The sequence below is a fragment of the Dyella thailandensis genome, from assembly GCF_050749815.1.
Taxonomy (GTDB): domain Bacteria; phylum Pseudomonadota; class Gammaproteobacteria; order Xanthomonadales; family Rhodanobacteraceae; genus Dyella_A.
Map to the genome: position 1 here is coordinate 3,447,697 of NZ_CP192735.1, position 19,314 is coordinate 3,467,010.

Genomic DNA, 19,314 nt, shown 5'->3' on the forward strand with positions numbered 1-19,314 from the left:
AGTGCAACCCAGCTAACGACATGCAATTCGTGTATACGCCGGAAAGTTCCCGCCAGCAGGCACTAAGGCGCGACCGTTGGCGCCGTTTTCGCGTGGCGATCCTGATCCAGCGGGGCTCACATTCTTGTGTCGGCGGCGGCTCTGCCGCGGATTTCTCGAGGTACGACATGCAAAGAGGCGCGGTTGCCCGCGCCTCTTTGGTGCCTCATGACGATCCCCCGAAGGGGACTCAGGCCTCCAGCAGCGGCTGCCCGTCGCCCGAGGGTTGGTCAGCGTGATGGTCGGTGGACAGCAGCATGTAGAACGCCGGCACCACGAACAGGGTGAACAACGTGCCGATCGCCAGGCCAGTGGAGATCACCAGGCCCATGTTGAAGCGACCCGCCGCACCGGCGCCGGAGGCGATCACCAGCGGCACCACACCCAGCACCATCGCGGCGGTGGTCATCAGGATCGGGCGCAGGCGCACGGCGGCGGCGTGCTCGATCGCCTCGCGCTTGCTCATGCCCGCCAACTGCGAATGGTTGGCGAACTCCACCATCAGGATGCCGTGCTTGGAGATCAGGCCCATCAGGGTCACCAGGCCCACCTCGGTGTAGATGTTGAGGCTGGTGAACAGGTTGACGAAGATCAGCGCGCCGAACAGCGCCAGCGGCACCGAGACGAGGATCACGATGGGGTCACGCAGGCTGTTGAACTGCGCGGCCAGCGCCAGGAACACGATGATCACGGCGAACAGCAGGGTGCCGCCGAAGCCGCCCGATTCCTGCGTGAACTGCCGCGACTGGCCGGCGTAATCCACGGTGTAGCCGGTGGGCGCGACTTCCTTCACCAGGTCGCTGAGGTACTTCAGCGCATCGCCCTGCGACATGCCGGACACGCCGGAGATGGTCGCCGAGTTCAACTGCTGAAAGTGGTTGAGCGAACGCGGCACCACCTGGTGCTTGATCTTGGCCACGGTGGACGCCTGGATCACCTCGCCGCCCGGCGTGTTGATGTAGTAGTCCAGCACCTGGTGCGGGTTCAGCCGATCGGCCTGCAGCACCTGCGGGATCACGCGGTACGAGCGGCCGGAGATCGAGAAGTAGTTGACGTAGCCGCCGCCCAGCGCCGCGCCCAGTGAAGCGCCGATGTCCTGCTGGGTCAGCCCCAGCGAGGTGATCATGTCGCGGTCGAACGACACCGTCGCCTGCGGCTTGTCCACCTTCAGATCCGAGTCGATGAAGTAGAACTTGCCGCTGGCCTGCGCCTTGGCGAGCACCTGGCTGGCGACCTCGTTGAGGTTCTCGAACGGCTCGGTGGTGGTGATCACCATCTGGATCGGCAGACCCGAGGCGCCCGGCAGCGGCGGGAACTGGAACGCCGCCACCTGCGCACCGGCAATGCCGTTCCAGGCCTGCTGCAGCTCCTGTTGCAGCTGCTGGGCCGAGCGGCTGCGCTGATCCCAGGGCTTGAACAACACGCCGCCGATGCCCTGGTTGGTGGTCGGTACGCCGGTGAGCTGGAACATCTGCTCGTACTCCGGCAGCTTCTTCGCCGCGGCGAACATCTGCTCGGCGTACACGTTCATCTGCTGCGCGGTGGCATTCGGCGCGCCGACGATCTGCCCGGCCACGATGCCCTGGTCCTCTTCCGGAGCCAGCTGCGACTGCGCCGTCATGCCCAGCGCGACGGTCGCCAGCAACAGCAGGGCGGACATCACGATCACCACCGACCAGGTCGACAGCGTGCCGTGCAGCATGCGCTTGTAGCCGTGCTGCACGCGCTCGAACTGGTGGTCGATGAACTTCACGAAGCGCCCGTCGTCCTGCTCGGCGCGGAAGAACTTCGCGCACATCATCGGCGACAGCGTGAGCGCCACCACCGCCGACACGGTCACCGCGCCGGCGAGGGTGAACGCGAACTCGGTGAACAGCGCGCCGGTGAGACCCTTCTGGAAACCGATCGGCACGTACACCGCGATCAGCACCACGGTCATCGCCAGAATCGGCCCGCCCAGTTCGCGCGCGGCCAGCAGCGCCGATTGCAGCGGGGTCTTGTGCTCTTCCTTCATGTGCCGGTCGACGTTCTCCACCACGATGATCGCGTCGTCCACCACCAGGCCGATCGCCAGCACCAGCGCCAGCAGGGTCAGCAGGTTGATCGAGTAACCCAGCGCCAGCATCACGAAGAAGGTGCCCACCAGCGACAGCGGCATCGCGATCACCGGGATGATCACCGCGCGCAGGCTGCCCAGGAACAGGAAGATCACCACCGTGACGATCACCAGCGCCTCGACCAGGGTCTTGACCACCTCGTCGATCGAGCTGTTCACGAACTCGGTACCGTCGTAGACGATCTCGCCGGTGATGCCGCTGGGCAACTGATGCTGGATCTCGGGGAACGCGTCGCGCACGGCCTTGGCCACGTCCAGCACGTTGGCGTCCGGCGCTACCTTGATGCCGATGAACACCGAACGCTTGCCGCTGAAGGCCACGTTGAAGTCGTAGCTGTCCGAGCCCAGTGTCACCGTGGCGACGTCCTGCAGGCGCACGATGGCGCCCTTGTCCTGTTTCACCGCCAGCTGCTTGAACTCGTCCACCGTGTGCAGGTCGCTGGCGGCGGTGAGGTCCACCGTCACCGCCTGGCCCTTGGACGAGCCCACCGCGGCGAGGTAGTTGTTCGCCGCCAGCGCCTTGTTGACGTCTGCCGCCGTGACGCCGTGGGCGGCCATCTTGGCCGGGTCCAGCCAGGCGCGCAGCGCGAAGTTGCGCGCGCCGAGCAGCTCGGCGGTCTGCACGCCGGAGATCGAATCCAGCTTGGGCTTGACCACGCGCGAGAGGTAGTCGGTGATGTTGTTGGTGGGCAGCACGTCGCTGTAGAAGCCCATGTACATCGCATCGACCGTTTCACCGGTCTGCACCGTGAGCACCGGCTGCTGCGCCTGCTGCGGCAGCTGGTTCTTCACCGAGTTCACCTGGGTGGTGATCTCGGTGAGTGCGCGGTTGGCGTCGTAGTTCAGGCGCAGCGTGGCGGTGATGGTCGACACGCCCTGCACGCTGGTGGAGGACAGGTAGTCGATGCCCTGCGCCTGCGAGATCGCCTGCTCCAGCGGCTGGGTGATGAAGCCGGCCATGGTCTGCGCGTCGGCGCCGTAATAGGCGGTGCTGACGGTGACGGTGGCGTTCTCGGTTTCCGGGTACTGGCGCACCGTGAGGCTGGTGACGGCCTTCAGGCCGAGCACCAGGATCAGCAGGCTGACGACGATTGCCAGGACCGGCTTGTTGATGAACAGGTCGGTGAATTTCATGGGCGCTGGCTCACTGCTCCTGCGGCGTCGGGCTGGCGCTGTCGGCCGGCTGCACGCGATTGTCGACGGTGATCGGCGCGTCGTTCTTGAGCTTCATCTGGCCGCTGGTCACTACTTCGGTGCCGGCGCTGATGCCCTTGAGAATGGCCACCTGGTCGCCACGGCTGTCACCGGTGGTGACGAAGGCCTGCTTCACCGTGGGCGGGTTCGGCTTGCCCTTGGCGTCCTTGCCCTTGGACGGCTGCACCACGTACACGGTGTCGCCGTACGGGTTGTAGACGATCGCCGCCTGCGGCAGCGTCAGCTGCGTGCGCTGCTGGCCCACATCGACGCTCACCTTGGCGAACATGCCCGGGGTCAGGGTCTGGTCGTGGTTGGGCACAGTGGCCTCCACCTGCACGTTGCGCGTGCTGGTATCCACCTTCGGGTTGATCGCGCTGAGCTTGCCGCTGAAGCTGCGCCCGGCGTAGGCGTCCAGGCTGAGTGTCACCGGCTGGCCCACCTTGAGCCGGCCCAGCTCGCCCTGCGGCACATTGAAGTCCACGTACAGCGGGTCGAGCTGCTGCACCGTCACCACTGTCGTGCCGGCGGCGAGGTAGTCGCCCGGGCTGATCGTGATGATGCCGGCGCGGCCGTCGAACGGCGCGCGCAGCTGCTTCTTGGCGATCACCACCTGCTGCTGGGCCACGGCCGCCTGCCGCGCCTTGGTATCGGCCTGCGCGGTGTCGAAATCGGCCTGGCTGATCGCCTGGGCCGCGAGCTGCTTGCGCGCGCGCTCCAGGGTGATCTTCGACAGCTCGGCGTTCGCCTGCAGTTGCTGCAGCTGTGCCACCTCGTCGCCATCGCGCAGTTGCACCAGCAGCTGGCCCTTCTTCACTTCCTGGCCGGACTTCAGGTTCACGTCGGTGACCAGGCCGGCCACCTCGGCGGCGAGATCCGCACCGTTGGCGGCGCGCAGCGTGCCGACCGCGTTGAGTGCGGGCTGCCACGGCTGCTCGGCCGCCTTCACCGTGCTCACGGTGACCGGACCGGGCTGGGGCATCGAATGGATCATGCGCATGACCAGCAGCACCTTGATGCCGACGATCACTGCAATCAGGGCGAGCGTGCCCAGGATCACCCAGATCATCCGCTTGAGCGTGCTGGGCTTCTTGTCTGCGCGTGTCGTCATGCGCGAATTCCTTATCGGGAAACGTTGGAAGGGGAGGCGGAAGTGGCCATCGGTGCGGCGGCGTCCTGGCGCCAGCCGCCGCCGAGCGCGGTGTACAGCGCGGCGGTATCGGACAGTCGCGCGGTACGCGCCTGGATCAGGGTGATGCGCGCCTGCTGGTAGCTGCGCTCGGCATCGAGCAGGTTGAGGTAGCCGGTGGCGCCGAGACGGTACTGCTCGCGGGTGAGGTCCAGCCGCTGCGATGCCGCCTGCTCGGCGGTGGCCTGGGCGGCCAGCGTCTGCGCGTCGTACTCCAGTGCCTGCAGCGCGTCGGCCACGTTCTGGAACGCGGTCAGCACGGTCTGCTGCCAGTCGGCGGCAGCCTTGTCGAGGCCCGCCTGCGCGGCACGCTTCCTGTGCAGCAGCTCACCGCCGTGGAACAGCGGCTGGGTGAGGCCCAGCCCCAGCGACCACGCGCCGGTGCCGGCGGAGAACAGATCGCCGCGGCTGAAGGCCTGCGATCCGGCGCTGCCGGACAGGGTGATCTGCGGCAGCATCGCGGCGGTGGCCACGCCGACCTGGGCGGAGGCCGTATGCAACGCGGCGGAAGCGGCGCGGATGTCCGGACGCTGGTCCACCAGTTGGGCAGGCAGGCTCACCGGGATGTCCTTCGGCAGTCGCACCGCATCGAGCGTCAGCGGTGCGGCGTCCAGTTGCGCTGGGGTGGTGCCGAGGTAGGTCGCCAGCCGGTTGCGGGTGGCGGCGAGCTGGGCGCGCAGCGGCGGCAAGGTCGCCTCGGTGGTGGCCAGCTGAGCGCGCACGGCCAGCGTGTCCGACAGCGACTTGGCGCCGATCTGCTGCTGCGTGCTGGCGATGTCCAGCGTCTTGCGCTGCCAGTCGACGATCTGCTCGGTGGCGCGGATCTGCTCGCGCAGCGAGGCTTCCTGCAGCGAGGCGGTGACCACGTTGCCGGCCAGGGTCAGATAAGTGGAGTCGAGCTGCGCCTGCTGATAATCGCGCTGCGCCAGCTGGGCCTCGATGCCGCGCCGCACGCCGCCGAACAGATCGAGCGTGTAGCCCACACTGACCGAGGCGTTGTACAGGGTGAACGGACCCACGCCCCCCGGCACGCCGGACGCCGCGGCCGACTGCTTCTCACGCGTGGCGCCGAGGCTGGCATCGACCGACGGGAACAGTCCGCCGCGCGCCGCGCTGGCGTTCTCCTGCGCCTGGCGCAGGGCGGCCTGGGCCGAGGCGATCGACGGGCTGTGGCGCAGCGCCATCCACACGCGTCGGCTCAGCTCGTCATTGCCGAAGGAGGTCCACCAGCGCGCCGGCACATCGCGCCCGGCCAGGAACTGCTGCGCGTCGCCGCCGGGCGTGGCCGCGTCGGTCGTCGCCGCGGGTAACGGCGCCGGCGTGTAGCGGTCTACCGCGGGTGCGTCGGGACGCTTGTAATCCGGGCCCACGGCGCAGCCGGCGAGCCAGAGGGGAAGCGCCAGCGCCGCAATTATTTGCGCGCTCCGGGCGAGCGGCGGGAGCGTCTTGGGAGCACGAAGACGGGACAAGGGCGGTAACCTGGGTGGAGTCCTGAGGAGGCGCGACATTAGCATACCAATCAGTTCAGTTATGCATGTCGCAAGTAACAAGCAACGGGTGACAAACCTCACATGAAAAATCGTCCGCATGTGTGTCCATCCGTGGGCAGTGGGGGTGAGGGAAGGTGGCGTCTGCATGGCGACGAACCACACCCCCCTGTTTCGACAACCGGCCCCGTCCGCGTGGCTATGATGATCGCAGCGCACGGAGGATGGCCGTGCGCTGCCCTTCCAACGATGCTGTCCCGGCCGAGCGCGCGCGATGATTTCCGCTGAAACCGTCATCACCTTTGCCACCCCGGTGTTCTTCGCCCTGATCGGCGTGGAGCTGCTGGTGGCGAAGCTGCGCGGACGGCGCGCCTACCGCAGCAACGACGCCGTCACCAGCATCGGGCTGGGAGTGATCTCGCAGCTGGCCGGGGTGTTCCTCAAGGTGCTTACGGTAGGCGTGTACGCCTGGTGCGTGGAGCACGTGGCGCTGTTCGCATTGCCGGCCGACGCCTGGTGGGTATGGGTAAGCGCCCTGCTGCTGTACGACTTTCTCTACTACTGGCTGCACCGCATGGGGCACGAGGTGAACATCCTCTGGGCCGCGCACGTGGTGCACCATCAGAGCGAGGACTACAACCTCTCCACGGCATTGCGCCAGACCGCCACCGGCGGCCTGCTGGGCTGGTTGTTCTACCTGCCGATGGCGCTGCTCGGCTATCCGGTAAGCGTGTTCGTGGCCGTGGCGCTGATCGACCTGCTGTACCAGTTCTGGGTACATACCGAGCAGGTCGGCAAGCTCGGCTGGTTCGATCGCGTGTTCTGCTCGCCGTCCAACCATCGCGCGCACCACGCGGTGAACGACCGCTACCTCGACCGCAACTACGGCGGCATCCTGATTCTGTGGGACCGCCTGTTCGGCACCTTCGTCGAAGAAGACGACAATGATCGGCCGATCTACGGCACGCGCGCGCCGCTGCGCAGCTTCAATCCGCTGTGGGCGAACCTGGAGGTGTACTGGGCGACCTGGCAGGACGCGCGTCGGGCGACGCGCTGGCGCGACAAGCTGCAGATCTGGTTCCGCCCGCCGGGCTGGCGACCGGCCGACGTGGCGGCACGCTTTCCAAAGCCGGCCTTCGACCTCGCCCGCGAACGTTTCGACCCACCGCTCACCCGTCGCCGTGCTGTCTACGGACTGGCGCAGTTCGCACTGCTGCTAAGTATGACCACGCACTTCCTCGGCCTGGCGGCACAGGCCGGCCTGGGCGTGCTGCTGGGGTATGCGGCGGTGATCGCGCTGAGCCTCACCGTGCTTGGGGCGTGGTGGGAAGGGCGGCGCGGCGCAGTGTGGCTGGAGGCCGCGCGAGTGGTTGCGCTGGCTGTGGTGCCGGTGTTGCTGGGGCGCTGGTTCGGCCTCGACGGGGCGCCAGTGCGGCTGGCGTTCGCGCTGGTATTCGGCGCCAGTGCGCTCGCACTGGCGTGGGTGACGCGTGGCGCCGACAGCCCTTCCGACACCGGCGCCATGGCCATGGGTGGGGCGCGCGCGGCCGCTTCCAAATAGCCGTCTATACGCCCAAATAATTGATTTTGTTAGATGTCCGTGAATGTTTTCACGGACATCGTTGTTATAGTCGTCGGCTGTTACACGTCGGTATCAAGGGGATGCATGATGGGTTTTCTAGCCAAGCTGGTGCGCCACAAGTCGATCGAGCAGCTGCAGGCCGAGGCCGGTAACCGCGGTGATTTCCGCCGCGTACTGGGGCTCTGGCAGCTCACCGCGATCGGCGTGGGCGCCATCATCGGCGTGGGTGTGTTCGTGCTCGCCGGCCAGCAGGCCGCGGCGAACGCCGGCCCGGCGGTGGTGCTCAGTTTCATCATCGCGGGCCTGGGCAGCGCGTGCGCCGCGCTGGCCTACGCCGAGTTCGCCGGGATGATCCCGGTCACCGGCAGCGCCTACACCTACGGTTACGCGGTGCTGGGCGAACTGTTCGCCTGGATCATCGGCTGGGATCTGCTGATCGAGTACGCGCTGATCGTGGGCGTGGTGGCGATCGGGTGGTCCGGCTACGTGCAGGCGCTGATCGAGCAGATCTTCGGCGTGTCGCTGCCGGTATGGGCGCAGGGCGCCTACGACCCACAGCACCCGGACAGCGGCAAGGTGTTCAACGTGATCGCCGCGGCGATCTCGCTACTGATCGCCTGGATGCTCACGGTGAAGACCGAGTGGGGCGCGCGGGCTAACACCGTCATCGTCACCATCAAGGTGATCGGCGTGGCGCTGGTGATCGGCGTGGGCGCGTTCTACGTCAACACGGCCAACTGGCACCCGTTCATTCCCGCCGCGGTGGTCAAGGACGGCATCAGCAGCTACGGCTGGGGTGGCGTGCTGGCCGCGTCGAGCATCGTGTTCTTCGCAGTGTTCGGTTACGACACGCTGACCACGGCGGCGGAGGAATCTAAGAACCCGCAGCGCGACCTGCCACGCGCCGTGCTGCTCTCGCTGGCGGTGTCGATGGCGCTGTACATCCTGGTATCGCTGGTGCTCACCGGCATGGTGCCGTACGACCAGCTCAGCGGCGCCGCGCCGGTGGATGCGGCGTTCAAGGCGCTGGGTCTGGACTGGGTGCGCGGCATCATTTCGGTCGCGGCGATCGCCGGCATCACCAGCGTGATGTTCGCCTTCATGCTCGGCGCGGCGCGCATCTGGTTCGCGCTGTCGCGCGACGGCCTGCTGCCGAAGTGGTTCGCCAAGATCCATCCCAAGTACGGCACGCCCGCGCGCCCCACGATGATCCTTGGGGTGTTCACCGCGCTGGTCGCCGGCTTCCTGCCGATCGGCGAGGTGGCCGAGCTGGTCAACATCGGCACGCTGGCCGCCTTCATCATCATCTGCGGCTCGGTACTGATCCTGCGCGTGCGCCAGCCGCACGTGGAGCGCCGTTTCCGCACGCCGATGCTGTGGCTGGTGGCCCCGGCCGGCATGCTGTTCTCGTTGTTCCTGATCATCGGCTGGCCGTGGTTCGCCGACGGTCGCTTCCAGCTGCTCGGCGGCCTGCCGATGATCACCATCTGGCGCTTCATCGCCTGGATGGCGCTGGGCCTGGTGATCTACTTCGCCTACGGCATGCGCCACAGCGAGCTGGCCAAGTCGTAAGTCGCGCTGTTGCTCGCAATGAAACGCCCGCGGAGCCGGTTCGGTTCGCGGGCGTCGTCTTGATAGGACGATCGTCGCGCGCTTTCGGTCCTCGCCGATGGTCGACGCCGTGACCTCTGGCAGGGGGCTGAGGGTGACCTTCGACCTACCATCGACCCCTTGTCCCATGCCGGACCCGCACCACAGGACGTGACGGGCGGTCGGCGTGGTTGCAGCCAGGGGAGGTGAGGTATCGCGTTCCCGGCGTCTGCCCGGAGTGCGTCCTGTGCATCGAATCTCCCGCCTGTTTTCCGCCCTCAGCTTGGCTCTCGTCCTGCCGGCCGCCGCCGCGACGGAGCTGCCGGCCCCGGTCGACCAGCCCTATGCCGGCACGCTGACGCTGGCGCTGGATCTGACCGATGCGCCGAAGAAGGTGTTCCGTGTGGCCGAGACCATCCCGGTGACGCCCGGTCCGCTGACCCTGTACTACCCCAAGTGGATTCCCGGCGAGCACGCGCCGTCCGGCCCGATCCAGAACGTCACCGGACTGGTGATCAAAGCCAACGGCAAGCAGCTGGCGTGGCGCCGCGACCTGCGCGAGATGTACGCGATCCACCTGGACGTGCCCGCGGGCGTCAAGCAGCTCGACCTGGCCTTCCAGTTCCTGTCGCCGGGCGACGGTGGCGCGTTCGGCGCCAGTGCCTCGTCCACGCCCAAGCTGGTGGACATGGAGTTCAACCAGGTGGCGTTCTACCCGGCCGGCCACTACACGCGGCAGATCACCATCGCGCCCAGCGTCACCCTGCCGGCGGGCTGGAAGTTCGGCAGCGCGCTGGAAGTGGTCAGCCAGTCCGGCGCCACCACGCAGTTCAAGCCGGTCACCTTCAACAACCTGGTCGACTCGCCGCTGATCGCCGGCGCGCACTTCAACCGCGTCGATCTCGATCCCGGTGCCAAGATCCCGGTGCACTTGAACGTGGTGGGCGACGGTGCCGACGACGTCAAGCTCAGCGACAAGCAACTGGCCGGTCAGCGCGCCGTGGTGCAGCAGACGCTGAAGTTGTTCGGCGCGCACCATTACGGGCGCTACGACTTCCTGCTCACGCTGTCCGATCACACCGGCCACTTCGGGCTGGAGCACCACCAGTCCAGCGACGACCGCCTGCCGGCCAATTTCTTCACCGACGACACCATGCACACGCTGGCTGCGAGCCTGATGCCGCACGAGTACGTGCACTCGTGGAACGGCAAGTTCCGCCGCCCGGCCGACCTGTGGACGCCCACCTTCATGGAGCCGATGCAGGACGATCTGCTTTGGGTCTACGAAGGCCTCACCGATTACTGGTGCGGCGTGATCACCGCCCGCTCGGGTCTGTGGAGCGGCGCGCAGTACCGCGACTCGCTTGCATCGATTGCCGCCGCGATGGCGCACCGCACCGGCCGCGGCTGGCGCTCGCTGCAGGACACCGCCGACGCCGCGCCGCTCACCTACTTCGGCGGCGGCGGCTGGATCAACTGGCGCCGCGGCACCGACTTCTATCCCGAGGGCCAGCTGCTGTGGCTGGACGTGGACACGCAGATCCGCGAGCTCTCGCACAACAAGCACTCGCTGGACGATTTCGCCCGCGCGTTCTACGGCATGGACTCAGGCAGCTACGTCACCAAGACCTACACCTTCGACGACGTGGTCGCCACGCTCAACCAGGTGCAGCCGTACGACTGGGCCAAGTTCCTGCGCCAGCGCCTGGACTACACCGGCACCGAGCTGCCCGAGCACGGCATCGAGCGCGGCGGCTGGAAGCTGGTCTACACCGACCAGCCCAACGACATGGACAAGGCGATGGAGAAGGTGCGCCACGGCGTGAACCTGGCCTATTCGCTGGGCCTGTCCGCCGGCAGCAACGGCCAGATCTTCGACGTGCAGTGGGACGGCCCCGCGTTCAAGGCCGGCCTGGTGCCGGGTCTCACCATCGTGGCCGTCAACGGCAAGGACTATTCGCCCGACGCGCTGAAGGATGCTGTTACCGCGGCCAAGGGCGCCGGCGCGCCGGTCGAGCTGCTGGTGAAGAACGTGGACACCTTCAGCACCTACCGCGTCGACTACCACGACGGCCTGAAGTATCCGCACCTGGTTCGCGCCACGGGCAAGGATCTGCTGGGCGACATCGCCACCGCGCGCAAGTAAGCCTCATCCAACTTCATCCCCGCGGTCGGCGCCTGCGCCGACCGGGTCCACCGACCACCCCGCATCGAGGAGATGCCTCTTGAAAAACACCGCTCTCGCTTCCGCCCTCCTGGTGGCCGGCCTCGGCCTGCTGGCCGCGCCGGCTCACGCCGACAACGTGCCGCCCGTGCAGGACACGCCCTACGCGCCGGGCACGCTGAAGATCCACGTGGACGCCACCGACGTGGCGCATCGCGTGTTCCGCGTGCACGAGACGATTCCCGCCGCGGCCGGCCCGCTCACCCTGCTGTACCCGCAGTGGATTCCGGGCAACCACTCGCCCACCGGCCCGATCGACAAGTTCGCCGGCCTCACCGTGAAGGCGAACGGCAAGACGCTCACCTGGACGCGTGATCCGCTCAACGTCTACGCGTTCCACGTCGACGTGCCCGAAGGCGCCAGTGCGGTGGACGTGGACTTCCAGTTCCTCACCGCGCAGGAGCGCAACCAGGGCCGCATCATGATGACGCCCGAAATGCTCAGCCTGCAGTGGGACAAGGTGTCGGTGTATCCGGCCGGCCACAACATCCGCATGATCAATGCCGACGCCAGCGTGACCCTGCCGGCCGGCTGGGAAGGCGCCACCGCGCTGGAGCTCGCCTCCAAGAACGGCGACACCTGGAACTACAAGACCATCACCTACAACGCGCTGGTCGACTCGCCGATGCTCGCCGGCAAGTACCACAAGCAGGTCGATCTGGATCCGGGCGCCAAGGTGCCGGTACACATGGACCTGTTCGCCGATGCGCCGAAGTACCTCGAGTTTACGCCCGAGCAGATCAAGCCGCACCGCGAGCTGATCCAGCAGATGTACAAGCTCTACGGCGCGCACCACTACAGCCACTACACCTTCCTCACCTCGCTCAGCGACAAGCTCGGCGGCATCGGCCTGGAGCACCACCAGTCCAGCGAGGACGGCGTCTCGGCCGACTACTTCACCGAGTGGAAGAAGAACGCGCTGTCGCGCGATCTGTTCTCGCACGAGTACAACCACTCCTGGGACGGCAAGTACCGCCGCGGCGCGGATCTCACCACGCCCAACTTCAACGTGCCGATGAGCGACACGCTGCTGTGGGTGTACGAGGGCCAGACCCAGTTCTGGGGTTACGTCGTCGCCGCGCGCGCCGGCCTGTGGACCCCCGAGCAGACCCGCGACATGCTCGCCTTCGCCGCCGCCACCTACGACAAGGGCCGCCCGGGCCTGGCCAGCTGGCGCAACGTGCAGGACACCACCAACGACCCCACCATCGCCCAGCGCTCGCCGCTGCCGTATCGCAACTACCAGGCCAGCGAGGATTACTACGTTGCCGGCGCGATGATCTGGCTCGACGTGGACGCCAAGCTGCGCGCGCTTACCGGCGGCAAGAAGAGCATCGACAACTTCGCCAAGGCCTTCTTCGGCATGAACAACGGCGACTGGAAGGTCAACACCTACACCTTCGAGGACGTGGTGAAGACGCTCGACGGCATCGCCAAATTCGACTGGGCGCCGTTCCTGCGTGAGCGTCTCGATGGTCACGGCCCGCTGATCAACGGCATCGCCGAGCACGGCTGGAAGCTGGTTTACACCGACAAGCCGTCCGACGCGGTGAAGGCGATCGAGTCGCGCCGCGGCTTCGCCGACCTCACCTACTCGCTGGGCGTCTCGGTCACCAAGGACGGCTCCATCGCCGACGTGCTATGGGACGGCCCGGCGTTCAAGGCCGGCCTGTCGCCGGCGATGAAGATCATCGCCGTCAACGGCGCGGAGTACTCCGCCGATGCGCTGAAGGACGCGGTCACTGCCGCGGCGAAGGACAAGAGCCAGCCGGTCGAGCTGCTGGTGAAAAACTTCGACAGCTACAAGACCGTGCGCGTGGACTACCACGACGGCCTGAAGTACCCGCACCTGGAGCGCGACACCAGCAAGCCGGACACCCTGGCTAAGCTGATCAAGCCGCTCTGATCGGAACCGCACCCTCTTTCCGCCAGGGGAAGAGGGTGCTCCCGCTTCGCTCCCTCCTCCCGTCGGGGAGGGAGCGGAGTGAGGAGACGGTTCTTGCGGCCGACTCCCATGACCCCGCATGTCGGAAGCAAGCTTGGGCGTACCCTGGGCGCAGGACACAGCCAGCCGTGCCCGCGGCCAACGCCTCGCCAAGCACCCACCCAACTCCGCTATACTGCGCGTCCGCCGCACCCCGGACATCCGTCCGCACCGCGGCGGCACGCACCACACGCGCCTGTAGCTCAGCCGGATAGAGTAGTGGCTTCCGAAGCCATTGGTCGGGGGTTCGAATCCCTCCAGGCGCGCCATTTCCCTTGATCCAAACGAAGCCGAAGCTGTGCGTTAAAGCATATATCTGCCAAAACGGCATGTTTATGCTTTAGCGTTAAGCATATATCTGCCACCCCTTGGCGATCTGGGTGGCCCCCGCTACGCGTGGTCTTGCGCCAGACGTGCTCTGGCAAGGGGCGGCTGCCGGCAATCGGCAGACTGCGGACCTCAAGGCCGGTATGGCCTCTGCCCCTAATCACCTAAAGCAGCTGTCCAATTCGCGTTGGGAGGTTCGCCGAGCGATGGATGTTCTCAACCCCTGCGCTTGCGGATTCCTTGGAACAACGCATTCACCGCCTCGATGTCCTGCAGTAGCTCGGCTGGCTGAGTCACCGCGCGTTGCTGGCCCGCGGCATGGGAATGCGCACGGACGTTTCGGCAGCACCTATCGTGAAGGCGTTGAACCTCGCGGTACTCTGCATCCTGCACGATCATCACTCCGTCGAGCCGGCCGACCGAGATGTTGTCCCGGAACCGCACGACGGTCTCATTAAGAATTGTGTCCTCGATTCCGACCTCGATCGTCACCCGAAGGTCGTCGTAGGCATTGCGGATTGCGAGCCGCTCTTCGTCTCCCGGAGGATTGTTGAAGTTGGCGACGATCCTCTGGTGATCAGCGCGATGTTGCGCGATACGCTCGCGGTGGCGTCGCATGTCGTAAGGCAATCCCGTGTCGATGTATCCGGGACCCTCGGCGCGATAGCTGATTGACTTCACGCAGGGCGCCTGCCGGATATCACCGCAAAGCGTGGTCAGTTCTCCAAAGAAGACCGCGTCGTGGGTGAAGACAATGACTTGCCGGACAGCAGATTCCTCGACAATTCTTCGTGCGACGGCAGTTCGATGGTTGTGATCGAGGCTGGAGACAGGATCGTCGAACACAATCCCGGAAGAGGATCCTGATTGGTGGAGTTCTGCGAAGAAGTACGCGAGCGCGCACATGCGCTGCTCGGCCTCGCTGAGCACGAGGTGCGGGTCGAGTCGACTGTCAGCAAGGAGGATGCCGAGGCGTATCGACCCCGCGTCGCCGTTTGAGCTGACCCCAGCTCGGATATGGTAGAGATCAAGTTTCCTGAGCTCGTCATTCATCCTGGCGGCTAGCGCCTCGCTGATGTAGGTCTTGGCAAGTTGGCCCGCGAATAGGGTGATCGGACGCGTGTTTCCAATATCTTCTAGGCACTTCTGAAGCTTCAGCTTTCGATCGAGATTACCAATCACCTGAGCAATGCCATCGATGTGCTCCGACAGAAGACACCGCGCTTCAAGTTCTTTCAGGCGTAGCCGCTTCGCCGCAAGAGCCGCCGCATCAAGGTTTGCGCGCAAGGCGGTCGCCTCGGCCCGTAAGCTGTCTGCAATCTTTCGAATCGAAGCAGTTGGAATCGCACCCCTGTACGCCGGCCGATCCTCCCAATGTCCACCTTCCACAGCGGCTCTGAGCCACTGAAGGCGATGGAGCAGGTCCTCCTGGAAGATCCGGATATCTTCTGGCAGGGTCTCAATTCGCCCCCGCAAGCTCTCGGACATGACCTGGGAGACGTTAAACGTAACTGTCAGCTTCCCGGTGTCATGGACGATCTGTTGCCAAGCCTTACGCGCAGCCTGTGCGGCTTCTGACGCCGTGTCCCTGACATAGCGATCAAAGCGCTGCAGACGGTCCTTTGCCGCCGGAGTGAGCTCCTGCTGGCAAAGCACGCATTGCGCGCTCTCGCCGGTGACCGGGAAGGCTTGCTCTGGGTATGCCGCGCTGGTCGAATATTCGCGCGCCGCGTTGAACAGGAGCGCCCAGGGGCCTTGGCCCGTGCCGGCAAGCAGCGGCATGGCATCCCCCGCTTGCAGAACGGCGGACGCGGCCCGTTCTGCTGCCTCGGCATCCAGCAGAGTTTGATGCGCTGACCGCGCGGTATCGATGGCTTCATCAGACACAAAAGCAGCGGCGGTACCGATGGCGCTGGCAAGCTCATCGACCCTGGTCGCCGCGTTGTCCAGCAGCGTAGCCTTGGCTGTTGGATCTGTTTCGCTAATTTCCTGGGGCAGGCGCGCGCGCTCTGCTTGTTCGTCTGCGCTGATCACGGCAAGCGCGCGTGCCCGCGCCAGATCCGTCGTGGCGCTGATTGGATGCACAGCCCGACCAGCGTCGGTATCTGCGGGAATGACGTTGAAAGGCGTCACATCCACTGCGAGGCCACTGATCTCTGCCTGAAGCCGCGGACGCAGCATCTGACTGAGGCCGTTGGCCAGTTGCTGAAGATAGGTTAGGGCGGTGGGCTGGAACGTGGCAGTCTCCCGCGCCTGAAGGTAGTGGCGGGCACAGTCGCCGTCGAAGACGGAAATACCCCTGAGTTCTGACCGAGAAACGTGGCCACGTTGACCGCTCCAGAGCGCCTCATCTGGGACACCGTCTATCTCGAAGGCGATCGTGGCGCTCGGCGTGAGTTGCGTGAAATTGGGGTCGTAGGCATTGGCATAGACGGTGCCGGGGCTTCTGGCGCGGCACGCCTGCTTCAGTACGCGCGCATAACCGGACTTGCCGGTGCCGTTTCCACCGTACGCGATGGTGAGACCCTGCGACTGAAACCCCAAGATCTGGTCGCTCGGAATTTTCCCCACATTGACCAGCGTATGCAGGGACGTGAGTACAACAGTCGCGCCCTGGTTCGCCTCGGCGGGAAAATGATCCCTGGCGAACGGGATTGGTCGAGGCGTCGGGTCTAGCGTGGTGCCTATCGCGTGATGTTGCTTGGCAAGATCGAGAATCTCGTCAAGATCGGCATCGCTCCATTCTCCCTGAACACATAAGCGTCTCAGAGCGTCCTGACGCCACAGCGGCAGCCTGTCAGCCCACGCCAGCACTTCCTCATAAATTGCCATGCGCCAGCCTCCGTATTCCCTGGTGGCCAAATACTAGTCATCGTCCGGTCCGCTCAATTTGCGCTACAAGCGAGCTGACGTTATAAAGCTTGCGTCCGCCGGGGGAGACCCCGACGGACGCAGCTTTAGACAGCCTGCCACGACCCCTGCCAGTTAGGCCGTCAAACTTGGCTGGCAGTGGGTCTTATTCTGTTGCGCTTGGCGGGCAAGCTACACCAAGCGCCAAATCTGTTGTCGTCTTCATACGGCCTCCTACGTGTGCTGGGATGGATTAAGCCTTTGCCTTCGGTCGAGTGATTCGCTTTATGCGCGCAGCAGATCCCGTTTTCGTAGGCGGCGGCGGTGGTGGTACCTGCTGTTTTTCCGCAGCTTTTTTCGCGGCTTCAGCCATTTCTACGCAGAACGCTTGGTAGGCGTCCATTTCGGCACTTGCGCCGACTTCAGCCAATCGGTCTTGGAATCGACCATACAGTTCGTCCTGGACCCTTTTGTTCTGGCGTAGGTATTCGACGGCAACGTTCGGATTGAGCAAGAGAACGTAATGGAAGTCTCCGGACGGGCCCTTTTTAGGGATCAAGAACTGAAGGTCACGGAGCACCTTCATGCGGCGACGCCAAGTGTCCACTGCTCGCGTTCCCGTAAAGCCTGCTTCAGCAGCAAACGTCGCTGGATTCTCGATCACCAGAAGAGGGCCATCGGGAGCGCGAGCCCACAGACAAAACAGCGCGTGCCCTGCTGGCTGGCCTTTTGATAGGTGATCAATCGCCTCCATGGCTAACGGCAAGGTGCGGGGGATCGTGGTGAAGCCTTTGGTCTTTTTGCGCTGCCAGAGCCACGCTTCTGGGAAGTCGGGGAAATGGATCGCCATGAGCGCCGCAGCGCGTTCAGCCATGCCTGAGCGGCGAGCCATCGCTTGTCTCAAGTTCACCATCTCGCCCTCCTTCAAGAGGCTGCTGCCAGGTCGTTGTGTTGAAGTATCAATGCGGGATGCGCGCAAAGCCACGATTCAATACGCGCAATAAATGGACAGGTTTCATGGATGTGAACAGCCTCCTGGCAGGAGGGTAGCACCACCATATAGTGAGTCAACATATATTTGAAATGCGCGGTTCCGCGCAACAAAATCACTCGCGGACCGCATGGTTGAGCCATTTCTCCTATCTAATCCTGTGCTCCACGTCATCCAGTTATCCGAGTGATCCGTGTGCTCCACGTGCTCCCGGGGTTCTCCAAGGGGGCGCGGGAGGGGGGGGCTTGCTCCGGCTATGCTTCACAAGGGCTGTGGGTTGCTGACCCGTGAGCGTCTCTTCGATGAACTTTGGTGCTAACTGGCTTGCAGCCAAAACGCCCTCAATCTTGCTTGTCCCTTCCGTGCTGATGTTTAAGGAGTACGGCACGTGAACGTCAGCTTTGGGTTGGATGTAGGCATTACTTCGATCTCTTTACGCGCTCATGCGGCGTTGTCTTTCGGTTGCCTCGTGCGACCGGTCGGGCGGTTCTACGAAGCATGGAAACTCGTTTCCTTGCGATGTAGACGCTCACTGACCACCGCTGTGCGATGACGTTCGGAATCCGGTGCCAACCGATCGCCTGCATCTCCGGAGTCAGTAGATCCTCGAAGGTAATTGCTTGGAGTCGTGCCAAGTCCCGATCCCGCTGGTCCTCGCGGAGCCGCTTTTGACGTTCAACGAGGGCTTTCACCTGGGGAGGGAACCACTTGGAGATGGCGTTGTGGGATACGCCAACCTCCCGGCAGATGCATGCTAGAGACTTGCCTTCCAGTCCTTGCCGGAGGGCGACCTCAATCTCTTGGCGTACCCGCTCTCTCACCAAGTGATCGTAGGCCTTCATGGCGGGATGGAAATTGAGAGGCTTTGGCGCCACTCCTTCGAGCGGCCTCGCGGCCGCGGCCTGCTGTGGATCGACAAGAATGTCAGTCAGGGGGGTCTGGAAGCGCTGAGCGATGCGGAGTAGAGAGCCGATTAGCTTCTTAGTCGCCTCATCGCGCTTGTGGAAGTAGTCGCCTGCACTTTCGGACAGCCTTTTGCCACCGAGTTCGCGCTTGATGGCTTGGAAAAAGCGGTGTGGGCTGTCCTTCTTGAAGACGAAGCTAGGGTTGGCTGCGCAGAAGCCCACCACCTCAACTAAGTCTCTTTCGCCAGGCGTGGGATCTGGAGCGAGCTTCCAGCTTCTTGTGTCAGAGCAAAGCTTGTCAAAGCAGTTGCTGCATCGGAACCAGGGACGATCGTTCTTTCGCGTTTGAGCGGCAGAGCAGTGAGGGCAACGGTTCTCTAGTTGCAGCCGATGAATGTGGCAGCGCGAGATCGGCTTAAGGCGCCACAAGAGCTTTTCGTGAGCTGGCGTACCGCTTCGCTCCCACTCCTCCATGCATGCAGGGCACCAATGGTGCACATGGCGGACGCTGTCTCCAGCGTATCGTCCACTCACCTCGCTAAAGGCCATCAGCGTCATGCTGGCCAGCCCCTGAAATCCGGTTCCCTTTTCGAGTACCTCCACAAGCTGCGCGATATCTCTCCCATAGCCACACTTAGGGACGTGGGCGATGTATCGACCGAGACTGGGGGACTCTTCCGGCTTGGTTCGCTCCCACCAGGAGTCCAGGAGGCGGCAGAAGGTGAAGGGCGCAACGCCATGTACCGCCGCAAGGCGATCGAGGTAGGAATCCAGAGCCTCGATGTTGCTTGTTCCCATGGCTATAGGGGGAGCGGGGAGAAGGAATGTTGCCATGG

Annotated in this window: 10 protein-coding genes and 1 tRNA gene; 5 read left to right on the forward strand and 6 right to left on the reverse strand. The window is 64.7% G+C overall.

The genetic code is table 11. The annotated features are described in order from the left end of the window. Positions 1-229: 229 nt before the first annotated feature. The 3 genes from ACQVBX_RS15775 to ACQVBX_RS15785 are packed head-to-tail and all read right to left on the reverse strand — an operon-like array spanning position 230 to position 5,953. Positions 230-3,289 (reverse strand): efflux RND transporter permease subunit, encoded by a 3,060-nt coding sequence (locus ACQVBX_RS15775; RefSeq protein ID WP_431635272.1) that lies wholly within the window; start codon positions 3,287-3,289, stop codon positions 230-232. A 10-nt stretch (positions 3,290-3,299) separates the two neighbouring features. After that, positions 3,300-4,460 (reverse strand): efflux RND transporter periplasmic adaptor subunit, encoded by a 1,161-nt coding sequence (locus tag ACQVBX_RS15780; protein WP_431635273.1) that lies wholly within the window; start codon positions 4,458-4,460, stop codon positions 3,300-3,302. An 11-nt stretch (positions 4,461-4,471) separates the two neighbouring features. Then, positions 4,472-5,953 (reverse strand): efflux transporter outer membrane subunit, encoded by a 1,482-nt coding sequence (locus ACQVBX_RS15785; RefSeq protein ID WP_431638213.1) that lies wholly within the window; start codon positions 5,951-5,953, stop codon positions 4,472-4,474. 346 nt (positions 5,954-6,299) lie between these two features. Here ACQVBX_RS15785 and ACQVBX_RS15790 point away from each other — a divergent pair, with 346 nt between their 5' ends. The 5 genes from ACQVBX_RS15790 (at position 6,300) to ACQVBX_RS15810 (ending at position 13,674) form a co-directional block, all read left to right on the forward strand. Beyond that, positions 6,300-7,586 (forward strand): sterol desaturase family protein, encoded by a 1,287-nt coding sequence (locus ACQVBX_RS15790; protein ID WP_431635275.1) that lies wholly within the window; start codon positions 6,300-6,302, stop codon positions 7,584-7,586. Between the two features lie 108 nt (positions 7,587-7,694). Then, complete coding sequence (locus tag ACQVBX_RS15795; protein WP_431638214.1) at positions 7,695-9,179, forward strand: amino acid permease; 1,485 nt, start codon at positions 7,695-7,697, stop codon at positions 9,177-9,179. A gap of 265 nt (positions 9,180-9,444) precedes the next feature. Continuing rightward, positions 9,445-11,343 (forward strand): M61 family metallopeptidase, encoded by a 1,899-nt coding sequence (locus ACQVBX_RS15800; protein WP_431635276.1) that lies wholly within the window; start codon positions 9,445-9,447, stop codon positions 11,341-11,343. 79 nt (positions 11,344-11,422) lie between these two features. Further along, positions 11,423-13,327 carry a M61 family metallopeptidase gene (locus tag ACQVBX_RS15805; RefSeq protein ID WP_431635277.1) on the forward strand — a complete coding sequence of 635 codons (1,905 nt, stop codon included), beginning with the start codon at positions 11,423-11,425 and terminating at the stop codon, positions 13,325-13,327. Between the two features lie 270 nt (positions 13,328-13,597). Then, positions 13,598-13,674: transfer RNA gene (locus ACQVBX_RS15810), tRNA-Arg, on the forward strand. Positions 13,675-13,948: 274 nt separating this feature from the next. Here ACQVBX_RS15810 and ACQVBX_RS15815 read toward each other — a convergent pair. The 3 genes from ACQVBX_RS15815 to ACQVBX_RS15825 form a co-directional block, all read right to left on the reverse strand. Continuing rightward, positions 13,949-16,564, reverse strand: coding sequence for an AAA family ATPase (locus ACQVBX_RS15815; RefSeq protein WP_431635278.1), 2,616 nt, complete (start codon positions 16,562-16,564; stop codon positions 13,949-13,951). A 271-nt stretch (positions 16,565-16,835) separates the two neighbouring features. Further along, a complete protein-coding gene (locus tag ACQVBX_RS15820) occupies positions 16,836-17,495 on the reverse strand; it encodes a hypothetical protein (RefSeq protein ID WP_431635279.1) in 660 nt (219 codons plus the stop codon). A 497-nt stretch (positions 17,496-17,992) separates the two neighbouring features. After that, entirely contained in the window at positions 17,993-19,312 is a 1,320-nt protein-coding gene (locus tag ACQVBX_RS15825) for a TniQ family protein (RefSeq protein WP_431635280.1), read from the reverse strand. Between the last annotated feature and the right edge of the window lie 2 nt (positions 19,313-19,314).